The sequence below is a fragment of the Bacillus velezensis genome (genome assembly GCF_001461825.1).
Lineage (GTDB): Bacteria > Bacillota > Bacilli > Bacillales > Bacillaceae > Bacillus > Bacillus velezensis.
This window is the reverse complement of the sequence record NZ_LLZC01000005.1, coordinates 1-14,788: the sequence shown is the minus strand read 5'-3', so window position 1 is coordinate 14,788 and position 14,788 is coordinate 1. Positions and strand designations below refer to the sequence as shown.

Here is a 14,788-nt window from a genome sequence, read left to right as displayed (position 1 = left end):
GCGAGCCTGTCTGTGTACTGGTCAAGCTCGGCGTACGTCAGCATACCGCCCGGAAAACGGAGCGCAGGACGATGCGGCGAAAGCGCGGCGCGGCGGGTGAACAGCCCGTGAAGCGTCGGAGCCGGCGGTTCAACCGCTTCTGTACGGTTAAACGCATCCAGCATATTTCTGGCTTCACACGCATCCAGCAATGCGATCTCGGAGGCGCTCATTTCAGGGGCGGAAATGACTGACTTCATCATATGCCGTAAAAATGTTTCAATATTCTTCATAAAAACACGATCGTATATACCGGTATCAAAGTTTAAGCGGATATAAAGAGAACTTCCCGGAATCACCTTTATGCTGCATCCGTAGTTTGTGACTTCCTCCATCGTGAAATCTTCTACCGCAAAATCAAATGAACCGGCCTGACTCACATTTTCAATTTCACGCTGGGCCGGCACATTTTCAAACACGATAATGTGGTCAAACAGCGCTTGCTTCAAAGGGCTTTGCGCCTGAATGTCATACAGCGGATAATAGCTGTACGCTTCTGCTTGCAGCGTCTCCTGCTGCAAATGCCTGACGAGCTCCAGAAAAGATAATGAACCGCTTTTCACCCGCACGGGAATCGTATTGATAAACAGTCCCACCATTTTTTCCACGCCTGCGAGATCCGACGGCCGGCCGGAAACGACAGAACCGAAAACGGCGTCATCACAGCGGCTGACACGCTGCAGCAACATGCCCCACAGTGCCTGGAACACTGTATTCAGCGTTGCTCCCGCCCTTGCCGCAATGTTTTTCAGCTCATTTGTCTGCTCTTCCGAAATGGTGAAAACCGCCTGCTCAAGTTCGCCATTTGGTTCTGCAGATTTTTTCGGAAGAGACGCCGATTGCTCAAGATCGGCAAGTCTCGTTTTCCAAAAAATCTCGGCTTCTTTACGATCCTGCTTCATGTGCCATTTAATATACTTTCCATATGGCTGAACAGGCTCGAGAGACGGGAGCCGTCCGTCTCCGAGAGATTGATAGATCATCAGAAATTCCTTCATGACAATTCCGAAGCACCAGCCGTCCATGACGATATGATGATGGCTCCATATACAAACATAGCGTTCAGGCGCTTTTTTCAAAATGGAGACTCTCATGAGAGGGTCTGATTGCAAATCAAAGCCTTTATCTTTATCTTCTTTTCTGAACCGGTCGGCATATTTGTCTTGTGCCTTCTCGTCCAAATGAGAAATATCATGGAACTGAACGCGGCTCGGCCTGTTTTTCAACACGACTTGGCGGGGCTTCGCCACATTCTTATGAATAAATGTCGTACGGAAAATATCGTATCGTTCAAAAACAGCATCTATACTTTTTTGGAATCGTTCCCGGTCAAGCTGTCCGTTGATCGTAAACACCGCTTGTTCGAAGTAGGCTCTTGAGTCATGATCCAACAGAGAATGAAAAAGCATGCCCTCCTGCATAAAAGATAAAGGATATATATCTTGTATTTCCGGTTGCTGCCCCATTGCGCCACTCCTTTTCTATAGTTTGTTGACGGCTCCCATAATGTCACTCAGATCTTCCAGCGTTAACTCCTCGTCACTGAAATCAGCGGCGCTCCATTCACGCTCCTCTTTGCCTGTGCAATGCGAGATGATCTGCTTGAGAAAGGCATGAAAATATCCCGTCAAAACTTCAATCGTTTCTTTTTGATACTGAAAACGGTTGTACACGACATGCATGCTGAGACATTCCGACGATACGGAGCCGCTGATATCAAGTGTGTACGGGCGTTCCCAGTCCGGGCTGACTTCATTTCCCGCTTTTACGGGAGAAACACCGAAGCCGCTGGAACGGATTTCCCGGTCAAACTGTCCCAGATAGTTAAAACTGATTTCAGGAGAATCAGATTCAGTTTCTTCCCAGAGTTTGCTTATATACTTCAGCACCCCGTATCCCGCTCCTTTATGCGGAATGCGGCGCATCATGTCTTTTGTCCGCTTAATGTGATAACCGAGACGCTCGCCGTCATCAGTCTGATCTTGAAAACTTGCGTCAACCAATACCGGATAAATTGACGTAAACCAGCCGATGGTTCTGCTGATATCAAGATGCTCCAAGTGCTCTTCCCTTCCATGGCCTTCCATGCTGATTTTGAATGTCTCGTTTCCAGTCCATCTGTTCAGCGCAAGGCTTAACGCGGCAAGCAATAATTCACCCGTCTCTGTTGTGTATGCTCTGTTCGCTTCCGTTAACAGCTGCTCAGTCTCCTGTTTTGTCAATGTAACGGTCATCACATCTGTATCTTTCAGAAGATTGGAAGAGATGCGGGCATCTTTCGGAAGCGGTTCGACCGCCGCTTTTTCTCTTTCGGACCAGTAGTCTGCTTCCTGTAACAGCCGGCGGCTTTTTGCATAATCAGAGATTTGCTTCGCGTAAGTCTGATAGGAATCGGTTTTTGCCGGAAGCGCGGTTTCTTTTCCTTCGAGCGCCTGCCTGTAGCATGCGGTGAGATCTTCAAATAAAATCCGCCATGACACCCCGTCAATGACAAGGTGATGAATGGAAAGCAGCAGATGATCGCCATCATTAGCGTGAAATAATCCGACAGCTACGAGCGGACCCGTCTCCAGCCGAATGGAAGTTTGAATAAGGGCGGCCGCCTGTTCAATTGCGGCGTGCTCCTCTTGTAATGACCCTTTCCCTCTCACGTCATGCGTTTCAAACGTAAAGAGTTCTTCTTCAGAAAGGTTTTCCGCTCTGTTGTATTGAGTCACCGATCCGTTTTGCGTGCCGCATACGATCCGTAATGCGTCATGATGAACCGCGAGCTGTGCCAGCGCTTTTCTCATAGCAGATTCATTGATTCTGTCCGCACTGCGGAGCATAACCGACTGATTAAAATGATCATGCGGCAATGATTGCGACAAGAACCAGTGCTGGATCGGCGTCAGCGGCACGTCTCCCGTGACGGGAGCCTGATCAATCACGCGGCGGACTTTCCGGAGCCGCATCGATACTTCTCCCAGTGTCTGATGCTCGAACAGCTCGCGGACGGTCGTTTCATAGCCCTGCTGTTTCAGCCTCGCACATACTTGCAGCGCTTTAATCGAATCCCCGCCGAGATGGAAGAAGTGAGCATGGGGGCCGAGTCCTTCAACACCTAAGAGTTCTTCCCAGATGTCAGCCATCATTTCTTCAGTTTCATTTCTCAGGCTGATATCATCTCCAAGGCTATCATTTAATTCAGGCTGCGGGAGCGCCTTCTCGTCCAGCTTCCCATTCGCCGTCAAAGGCAGTTCATCAAGCTCTATCAAGCGGGCGGGAATCATATATTCCGGCAGAAAAGCTCTGAGAGAGGCCTGAATCTCTGCTTCTTTTATCTTTTCGTTTCCGTGTAAGACCGCGTATGCGTAAATGGAGTGCTGACCATGCTGATCAGCACGTGTGATCACGGCTGCCTCTTTCACGGAGGAAAGCTCTTGCAGCGCTGATTTAATTTCTCCCAGCTCAATTCTGTGGCCTCTGACTTTTACTTGCGCATCTTTTCGCCCGACATATTCCAGCTCGCCATTTGTGAGCCTTTTTGCGATATCACCCGTCCGGTAGAGCCGCATGCCGGAAACATGCGGATTCGTGATGAAACGGGAGGCGGTTAAATCATCCCTGTTTACATATCCCCTCGCGACGCCTTCTCCGCCGATATAAAGCTCACCGGGAATTCCGATCGGCTGCGGATTCATATAGGCATCCACGACAAAAGCATGGAGGGTTTCCAGCGGTCTGCCGATATTGCTTTTGTTTCTCTCAATATCATCCATATTCAGTTTTTTGCATGTGACGTGAACCGTGGTTTCCGTAATACCGTACATATTAACAAGCTCCGTCTCCGGGTACTTCTCTTTCCAGCTTTTCAGCATGCCGGGCTGAAGCGCCTCTCCGCCGAAAATGACATATCGAAGCTTTAGCCTGTCCGTATGCCCGGCCTCTTCATGAATGAGTCCGGAAAAAGCCGTCGGCGTTTGGTTCAGCACCGTTACGCCTTCACTTTGCAGCAGCTGCCGGTACAAATGCGGATCACGGGCAGTTTCTTTCGGCACGATAACCACCTTTCCGCCGTATAAGAGCGCGCCGAATATTTCCCATACAGAAAAATCAAAGCAATAGGAGTGGAACAGCGTCCAGACGTCTTCAGAGCCGAAATCAAACGGCAGTCCTTTATGTGTGATAAGGCTGATGACATTGCGGTGTTCCGTCATAACGCCTTTCGGTTTTCCTGTTGTGCCCGATGTGTAAATCACGTAAGCCGGCTGTTCAGGCGTTATCATTTCTTTCGTTCTGTCTGCTGAAACGGATTCAGGCTTATCGATGTATAAAACCGGCAAACCATCTATACCGGATATCCCAAGACCCGATTGCGTCAACAGAACACGCGCGCCGCTGTCAGTCAGCATAAATGAAATCCGCTCGTCCGGATAGTCAGGATCAATCGGCAGATAAGCTCCTCCCGCTTTTAAAATACCGAGAATCCCAATCAGCATATCCGGAGATCGTTCGGTCATAATTCCGACAATCTGTCCGGAGCGGATGCCGTTTTCCGACAGCATATCGGCGATTCGATCCGCCTTTTCATTGAGCTCGCGGTAGGTGAGACGCTCATCAGACATGACGGCTGCAATTTGATCCGGCATTTTTTCCGCCTGTGCTTCAAATAAACTGACGATCGTTTCATGCCTCGGATACTCCGCCGTTTGATTTTCCGCTTGAAGAAGCATCTGCCGCTCGTTTATGCCCAGCAAATAAATGTCAGACAGCTTCCGCTCATCATCCGATGCGATTTGTCCTAAAAGCTCTTTAAAATGACCGGCCCACCGTTCGATCGTATCCTTTTCAAACAAGGCGGTACTGTATTCAAAATGAAAATCCAGTGAGCCATCCGGCCGTTCCTCGGCATGAAGCGTCAAGTCGAATTTTGAAATGTCATGCTTCACTGCATGTGAAGAAACAACTAAGCCCGGAAGGTTTACTTCGAAATCATCACTGTTTTGCAAAACGAGCATGGCATCAAACAGCGGATTGCGATTGACTTCCCGGTGTGTATCAAGCTTTTGGGCAAGTTCTTCAAACGGGAAGTCCTGATGTTCGGCCGCGCCGAGGGCGAGCATTTTCACCTCTTCTAAATAAGCGCGGAATGTCTTATCCCCTTTCGGCCTGCTTCTCATTGCCACGGTATTTACAAACATGCCGATGACCCCGTCAAGCTCAGCGCGGCTTCTGCCGGCCGCAGGTGAACCGACGACAATGTCTTCCTGCCCGCTCAATTTAGAAAGGAACAAGGAGTAGCTTGCCAAAAGAATCATATACAGCGTCGAACCTGTCTCATCCATGAGCCGGCGCAAATTCTCCGCCGATTCCTTTTGAAGGCGCGTTCGAACAATGGACCCGCTGAAATCAGGAAGCTGCGGGCGCTTTTTATCGAGCGGCAGATCAAGTACGGGAATGTTTTCCCCGATCGTCTCCAGCCAATAACGCTCATGTCTTTTGAATTCTTCAGCGGCAAACCGCTCATGCTGCCAGACGGAAAAATCTTTGTACTGGAGTTTTAACGGCCGCAACTCCTTTCCTCTGTATAAATCCGTCAATTCTTGAATCAAAACGCTCATTGACACACCGTCTGCGATAAGATGATGCATATCAAGCAGCAGAAAATGATGTTCTTCAGTAACTTTGGCTAAAGTCACTCTCAAAAGCGGCGCTTTTTCCACGTCAAACGGTTTGACGAAAGTTTCCATCACCTCTTGAAGAAGGTTCCCGGATGGCATGTGAATCTCTGTGAGGTCAAGATCGACATGTGAATGTATGTGCTGCATCGGCTCCCCGTTTCGTAAAACAAATGAAGTGCGTAACGCTTCATGCCTTTGTAACAGCGCTGAAAAGGCTTCGTGCAACCGATCCCGGTTGAGTCTGCCGCTCAGTTCCAGACAAGCGGGCATATGATAGCCCGTACTGTCCGCTGCAAGCTGATGAAGAGCATAGAGCCTTTTTTGCGCAAAAGATAGCGGGTACAAGTCCTTTGCCACAGCAGGCGTGATTTCTGCATATTCTCCTCTTTTCCTCTGTTCAAGGAAGCGGGCCATGCTCTCGATGGTCGGATGTTCAAAAACATGGCGGACGGCAAGTTCAATTTGGAGCCGTTTATGTATGTTTGAAACAAGCGACGCGGCTTTCAGCGACTGTCCGCCGATTTGGAAGAAATCATCTCTCATACTGATGTGTTCCCGTTTCAGCACTTCTTGCCAAATAGACAGCAGCTCGGTCTCAAGCATTGTGCGCGGAGCTTGATAATCACCGGTTCTCTCAGCTTCTTTCGGCTCAGGAAGTGCGGCCCGATCAAGTTTTCCGCTCACAGACAGCGGCATCTCCGTTAATTTGGTAAAGCTTCCCGGTATCATATAAGCAGGTAATCTCCCGGCCAATTCAGCGTGCGGTTTAAATGTCACACCTGCGTTTTGCAGTACGACATAAGCTGCAAGCTCCTGTTCCCCGTCCGCCGTTTTGCGCACGGTGACTGCCGCCTCTTTTACCCCGGACAGACTTCTGAGTGCCGTTTCGATTTCTCCTAATTCAATTCTGTAACCTCTTACCTTGACCTGATCGTCAAAGCGTCCCATATATTCAATCGTTCCATCCGGTAAAAATCGGGCTGCATCTCCCGTTCTGTACAGCCGTTCACCTTCATGAAACGGATGAGGGGTAAAGACTTTGTCCGTCAGCTCTTTTTGCTGAAAATATCCGTCCGCCAGACCTTTTCCGGAAATACACAGTTCACCGACGGCTCCGACCGGCTGCAGCCGATCTCCGTGCATCATATAGACAGAAGTGTTGGCAATCGGGCGCCCGATCGTAATCCGGCTGCTTTTTTGCAGGTTGCGCAGAATTGTCGTGGCCACACTGTTTTCCGTCGGTCCGTATTCATTCAGCAGCTCGGCATTCGGGCATATGTTGCGGCTCGCTTCCACGATATCAGGAGTGGCCGCTTCCCCGGCAAATGTCACCGCCCGAAGCGTCTGCGCATCCTTTTTCGTCAGCGAATCAAGCAGAACGCGATACAGAGACGGAACGATCAGAAGATGGCTCACTCCGTGGCGGGTGATTTTCTGTTTTATTGAAAGGACGTCTTTCGCATCATCTTCATCAGTTAACAATACACAGGCGCCCGACAGAAGCGGAGTGAAAAGACTCGTTAATGACCCGTCAAATACGTATGAAAAAAGATGAAGCGCTATGTCCCCTTCTGTCATCCCGTATTCTTCACGCCGCCATTGCAATGTATTGCTGATCGCTTTGTGTTGTACAAGCACCCCTTTCGGCCGGCCTGTCGTTCCGGAGGTGTAAATGACATACGCCCAATTTCCGCTGTCAGATACCGGCGGAAGCGGTGCGGTCTGCTGGGAAACCGTTTCCTCCATGATGACGACACTGCCCTTGAAATCCGGCGGAATGAGGGGGAGCAGGCCTTTTTCAGTCACGAGCAGTGAGGCTTCACTGTCTCTCAGTAAAAATGAAATCCGTTCAGGCGGAAATTCCGCATCAATCGGCATATAGGCGCTGCCCGACTTCCAAATTCCGAGCAGAGCGGCAACCGTACTCATTGATCGGCGCAGCATAACAGCGGTGATCTGATCGGGGCGTGCGCCTTTTTCCCTTAACGCATGTGCAAGCTGATTCGCCCGCTGATTTAATTTCTTGTAGCTCCAGCTTACCCCGTTATATCTCAACGCCTCTTGGTCAGGCGTTTTTGCCGCCTGTTCTTCAAACAGCCCATGAACGGTTGTCTCATGGTACGGACGGTTCGTTTCGTTAAACGAATGAATCAAGGCTTCTTCCTCCGGAGGCACGAGACTGATGCTTGATAAAAGCCTGTCCGGATCTTCCGTTACACAGGAGATGACCTCCAGAATATGCCCTTTGATCCGTTTCATGTCTTCCCGATCGTAGATGCCCGCATTGTAGCTGAATTTCACATAAAACTCTTCTCCCGGAACGATGACGACGTTAAGATCGTAATTGGTTTCCTCCGCCATCGAAAAGTTTTCAAGTGAGAGCGCACTGCTTTCCGTTTGCTGCCAGCCGTTTACCGCAGCCTGCATCTGAACCGGATAATTCTCAAAAACCAGGATATGGTTCAAGAGATCTTTTTGCAGACCGCTCTCGTTTTGGATGTCATACAGCGGATAATAGCTGTGCTCTTCCGCAGCGAGTGACTCTTGTTGCACCTTTTTGAGAAGAGAAGAAAAAGTCATATCCCCAACCGCGCGCACCCTTACCGGCACGGTATTGATAAACAGCCCGGCCATGGATTCGATGCCGCTGATAGCTGACGGCCTGCCGGAAACAACTGAACCGAATACCGCATCTTCAGTGCCGTTGTAACGATGGAGAAGCAGTCCCCAAATGCTCGTAAATAAAGTATTCAGCGTGACCCCGGTGCTTCGGGCAATGTCTGTCAGCTTTTGCACGGTTTCAGACTCAAGGGAAAATTGAAAATGCTCAGATGCATAACCGTTTTGCGCCGGCTTATTCTTCGTTTGCGGGACGGAAACGACTTCTCCGTAATCTTCCAAGCAGCGCGACCAGAACGCTGACGTTTCTTCTTTATTCCGGCTTCGGAGCCATTTGATATAAGAGCTGTAAGGAGCCGGACTGCCGAGGTTTACAGGCCGCCCGTTCCGGATCGCATAATACATGCTGAAGAAATCTTTCAGCACAATGCCCAAGCTCCAGCCGTCCATCATAATGTGATGGTGAGTCCAAACGCATGTATAGCGGTTTTCTCCCGTTTGAAAAAGAGTCAGGCGCATTAAGGGGCCTTTTTGCAGATCAAAGCCCTTATTCCGGTCGGTTTCCTTGAATTCCTCAATGATGCTTTGCTGCCGTTCTTCCGAATAGTCTGAAATGTTCTCAGTCTGTACGGCTGTGTCACGGCGTGAAAGGACAACCTGCTGCGGACCTTCAAGGTCAGGCACTTCTTTTATGAAAATCGTTCTGAAAATATCATAGCGGCTGACAAGCATATCCAGACTTTTTTGGAATGTATCAATGCATAAATCCCCGCTGACTGTAAATGAAATCTGCTCGACATATGCGTTTGATCCGGAATCCAGAAGCGAATGAAACAGCATGCCTTCCTGCATATATGATAAAGGGTAAATATCTTGAATTTCTGTCGCTTGTGTCACGAATGCCACACACCTTTTTATGAAATTAAAGTCCTTTTACGAGATCTTCAATGCTTGATAGTGCTTGAGCGGTCAATTCTGTATGGCTGTAATCCGTTAATGTTTTTTCCCGCTCTTTCTTGCCGGAACAGTGGGCGATGATGTCCTCGAGGTGAGTATGGAAACGATTCATGAAGAACTCGATTGCCCCCGGTGCAAATACATCGGTATAAACGGCTTTTACCTCCAGTTGCCCGGCCGCCACCATCGCGTTAATATCCAGATCAAACTCGCGGATGCGCCCGGCCGCTATATCATGCTGCGGCTTGAACGGTGACATCTTCAGCGTCCCCTCAAGACCGTCAAACGCACCGAGATAGTTAAAGCTTATTTCTGGGTCTTTATAAAGAATGTTTCGCGAATATCTCAACAGCCCGTAGCCGGTTCCGTGATGAGGAACCCGTCTCATCATGTCTTTTACCGTCTTTATGCGGTGAGCGGTTTTTTCGCCTGAGCCGCCCGGCACTCTCATATCCAAAAGCACCGGGTAAACAGATGTAAACCATCCTGCCGTTCTTGACATATCAATGTCAGGAATATGCCCCTGGCGCCCGTGCCCCTCAGTGCTGATAAGGATCTGTTCAGAACCCGTCCACTCATGAAGCGCCATTCCAAGCGCCGTTAAAAGCAATTCATGAACATCCGTTCCGTATGCCTGCTGTGTTTCCAACAGCAGCTGTTTCGTGACTTCGCTGCTTAATATCCACGATGCAGTGTGGGCGTTTTCCTGCAATCGTCCGGCGTTTTCATCAGTTATTTTCGGCAGCGGCGCTGTTTCACCAGACATCACGCTGTCCCAGTATGCGGCTTCCTCCAGCAATGCTTTGCTCTTGGAAATGTCAAAAAGCTCTTCGGCATACTTTATATAAGAATCGCTTTTCGGCGGCAGTTCGATTTGTTTGCCTTCTAATGCCTGCTGATAAGCTGTCTGCAGATCTTCAAGCAATATCCTCCATGACACGCCGTCCACGATAAGATGATGAATCGTTATAAGAAGATGGTCGGCATCCTTCTGCCTGAACACTCCGAGATGAAGCAGAGGGCCTTGATCAAGGCGCATAGCCTGCTGTATTTCTTCTTCCTCAGCGGCTATCCGTTTTTCGGGCTGCGTTTCTTCTGAAATATCTATGACGTTAAGCGTAAATATTTCTTCATGCTGCTTTGTGATTCCGCGATTATATTGAACGGCTTCCCCATGCTCATTTTCAGTGAAAGTCATTCGCAGCGCATCATGATGTTCTGTCAGCGCGCAAACCGCCTGGTACAGCGCATCTATTTGGAGGCTGTCTTCAGTGCACAGCATGACTGATTGGTTATAATGAAGCTCAAACGCACCCGGCTCCTCAAAAAATCTCTGCTGGATCGGTGTCAGCGGAGCGCTTCCTTCTATCGGCCCCTGATCAGCCGTTGCAACAGCCGGCGTGAGGTGCTTCGCGAGTTCTGCAATCGTCGGGAACTGAAACAAATCGCGGATCGACATGTTCCAGCCTTCTCCGGCGAGTCGGGCTGACACTTGAAGCGCCTTAATGGAATCTCCCCCAAGCTCAAAGAAAGAGTGATGAATTCCCGCTTTCTGAATATGAAGCACATCTTCCCAAATCCGGCATAACATCGCCTGTTTTTCATCGCCGGGCGCGACAAATGCCTGTGATGAATGTATCTCTTCTGCCGGCAATGCCGATTTATCAAGTTTGCCGTTCAGTGTCAGGGGCATGCTGTCTAAACCGATAATATGAGACGGCATCATATAAGCCGGGAGCTCCTGCATAAGAGACTGGCGAAGTGATGAGATATCGGCCTCTTTAGGAACGATGTATGCCGCTAATCGGGCTTGTCCTTCGGCATCTTTCATCACGGTAACAGCCGCTTCTTTGACTTGATCGTGTTTCAAAAGCACACTTTCTATTTCTCCCGTCTCAATTCTGTATCCTCTGATTTTTACCTGCTTATCAATCCGCCCTTGAAAACGAAGAGTGCCATCCGGCAGCCAGCAAGCCTGATCTCCGGTTCTGTAAAGCGTTTCTCCCGTTTGTAACGGGTCACTGAATGCGCCCTCTGTCAGCTCAGGCTGTCCCCAATATCCTTTGGCGACGCCGGCGCCCCCGATATACAGCTCTCCGAAAACGCCGATCGGCTGGACCTGTTTGTCTTTGTTTAAGACGTACATTTGTACATTCGGAAGCGGAACACCGATCGGCACATCATCTTCCCGCGGCTCTTCGCTCATTTTAGCTTCATAATACGAAGAATCAATTGTCGCTTCTGTTACACCGTAGCTGTTAATGATCCGCATTTCTTTTCCGAAGCGTTCTTGAAGCGTATAAAAATCCTGCGACTTGATCATATCTGAACCCAGTACAAGTATTTTTACACTTTGCAGCGCGAGCTTCCGGCGATATATATATTCCATAAACGGAACAATCAGCGCGGGTGTCGACTCCATAAACGTGATACGGTGCTGATCAATGAGCCGATAAAGCTGTTGTGGCTCAAGCCGGACGTCATCCGGACAAATGACAAGCGTTCCCCCGTTTAGCAGGGCGCGTGCAAGATCCCCTGAAAATACATCAAATGAGAAACTCGCCATCTGCAGCACTCTGACAGGTATAAGATCAAGCTCATAAATCCTGCGCCATGCAAGTGCTGCATGCGTAAAGCTGCGATTTCTGACTTCGACTCCCTTCGGCGTTCCCGTTGTTCCCGAAGTATATATGATATATGCAGTATCATCCGGTGACGCTGCCGGCTGAATATTCTTTGCACAAATATCGTATTGATCTTCATGATCAAGCTGAATGAGAAATAAATTGTTATCCGTCAGCTGTGAAGCAAGTTTTTTGTATTCTGACTGCACCATCAAGACGGATGCCGCGCTGTCTTTTAATAAATAGCGAATCCTTTCCTCGGGATAATGGGAGTCAACCGGTATATACGCCCCTCCCGATTTCATGACGGCAAGAACACTGACGATCGCTTCAATCGAACGGTTTGCCAATATAGCTGCTCTTTTTCCCGGACCGAATCCATTTTTGTGTAATGTTCGCGCAAGCCGATTTGCCCGCTCATTAAGCTGCGAATAGCTGATCTGTTGTGCTCCTTCAATAACAGCGGTCTGATGAGGCGTTTCTTTTGCTTTCTCTTCAAACAACTGATGAAACAGTTTGTGTTTTTCCATGAATTCGGTTTGTGTGTTATTAAACTCAATCAGTAACTTTTGTTTTTCTTCTTCATCCAAAATGTCAGCTTTCGATAGTGTGACTTTCGGTTCGGCGGCAACATGGCGCAAGAGATTCAGTAAGTGGCCCATCCAGCGTTCAATCGTTTCTTTCATAAAAAGCTCGGTGCTGAATTCCATTTCAAAGCGGATGTTTCCATCGGATTCAGCCGCTGATAAGGTCAGATCAAAACTTGATACATCATGTTCGGTATGCTCTGATCGTGACGCCTTCAGACCGGCCAGATTTATCTCCTCTCGCTCCATATTCTGAAGAATAAACATCGCATCAAACAGCGGATTGCGGCTCATGTCCCGCTGCACGCCGAGCTGCTCCACAAGCTCTTCAAACGGGTAATCCTGATGCTCATACGCTTCAAGCGCCGCCTGGCGGACTTCCGCCAAGTAATCGGTAAACCGTTTGTCTCCTTTCGGCTCCGTTCTGATGGCCAGCGTGTTGACGAACATGCCGAGAATCGGTTCAAGGTCTTTGTGCGGACGCCCGGCAATTGGCGAGCCGACGATGATGTCTTCCTGCCCGCTCAATCGCGCGAGTAACGTATTGTACGCGGCGAGAAGCACCATATACAAAGTGGAGCCGTGATCCCGGGCGATGCGGTGAAGGCCGGATGCCGTTTCAGCGTCAAGCGTGCACGATACGCTGCCGCCCGCAAAGCTTCTGACAGCCGGACGGGGCTTGTCAGCCGGAAGCTCAAGCACCGGAAGCTCTCCTTCTAGCCGCTTCAGCCAATACGCTTCCTGCTTCTGATATCCTTCTTTCTCCTGAAACGACCGCTGCCAGACGGCATAGTCTTTATATTGAAGGCGCATCGGCGCAAGCGAACGGCCTGCGTACAGCTCGCCGAATTCTTTAATCAAGGTGTTGACGGACACACCGTCAGAAATAATATGATGCATATCCGTTAATAAAAGATGACGTTCATCCGATTCTTTCACGAGGGCCGCACGGAAGAGCGGCGCTTCCTCCAGACAAAACGGCCGGACGAATGCGTCAGCTGACTCGGCCTCATCCAGCTGAAACGGTACGCTGTCATGGATGCGCTGCACCGGTTCGCCGTCAGGCCCCGTTTCAAAGGACGTTCTGAGCGACTCGTGCCGCTCCACAAGCTGCCGGAACGTCTTCTCCAGCCGGCCGCGGTCAAGCGGGCCCGTCAGTTCCAGCACAGCCGGCATATTGTAGCCGACACCGCCCTCTTCAAGCTGCTGGAGCACATACATCCGTTTCTGCGCCGAAGACACCGGGTAGGTGTCCTGTGTTTGCGCAGGCTGAATCGCTTCATACGGGCTCTCTTCCAAGTCCTGAATGACCGAGGCGAGCTCTTCCACCGTCGGCCGGGCGAAGATGTCCTGTAACGGCACCTGAACACCGAATTCCTTGGCGATGCGGGAGACGAGAGCCGTCGCTTTTAACGAATGGCCGCCCCGCTCAAAAAAGTGATCCCGGATGCCGACGGGGCCGTTTTTCAGCACCTCTTCCCAAAGGGCGCAAAGCTTCATTTCCGTGACGTTCCGCGGGGCGGTGTACGCCTGTCTGTCTGCCGCTCCGCCGGGAGCTGGCAGCGCGCGGCGGTCAAGCTTTCCGCTCGGCGTGACCGGCCATTCGCTCATCTCTATAAACTGAGCCGGCATCATGTAGGCCGGAAGGCGTGCCGCAAGCTCCGCCCGCACGTCATCGCTTTCCCGTCCTTCGATATAGGCGTAAAGCGCGGTTTCGCCGTGTTCGGTCCGGGCGGTGACCGCCGCCTCACGAATGCCGTCGATGCGCCGGATCGCCGCTTCGATTTCCCCCGGTTCAATCCGGTAACCGCGGACTTTCAGCTGTCCGTCTGAACGGCCGAGCCATTCGACAAGGCCGTCTTCTGTCCAGCGTGCGATATCGCCCGTCTGATACATGCGCTCGCCCGGATAAAACGGATCATCGAGAAAACGCTCCTCCGTCAGCTCAGGCCGGTTCAGATAGCCCCGGGCCACCCCTGTCCCCGCGATGTACAGCTCTCCTGCCACACCCGCAGGCTGGATGGTTCCTCCGCTATCTAATACATACAGACGGGCACCAGGAACGGGTTTTCCGATCGGAAGCCTTGTCCGTCCGCTGTCCCGTTTTCGGTCACAGACGTAAAACGCCGCATCAACCGTCGCTTCTGTCGGCCCATAGCCGTGAATAAGCATGGTCTCCGGCAGAAGATCGGCAAACCGGGCAGCCGTAAGCGGGGAAAGAGCTTCCCCTCCGGCAAACACGCGTGTCAGTGTTCTGCCGAGGCGTGTTCTTGTTTCTGCAGGCTCTGTTTCCAGCGCG

The 14,788-nt window shown here is 50.4% G+C and carries 3 protein-coding genes; all 3 read right to left on the bottom strand.

The genetic code is table 11. The annotated features are described in order from the left end of the window. Positions 1–1,505: condensation domain-containing protein (locus AR442_RS02850; protein ID WP_239689776.1), on the bottom strand; the 1,505-nt coding region annotated here is incomplete at its 3' end. Positions 1,506–1,520: 15 nt separating this feature from the next. After that, entirely contained in the window at positions 1,521–9,218 is a 7,698-nt protein-coding gene (locus tag AR442_RS02845) for a non-ribosomal peptide synthetase (protein ID WP_032864058.1), read from the bottom strand. Between the two features lie 25 nt (positions 9,219–9,243). Beyond that, positions 9,244–14,788 (bottom strand): non-ribosomal peptide synthetase (locus AR442_RS02840; RefSeq protein WP_060557608.1); only part of this gene is annotated, 5,545 nt, incomplete at its 5' end.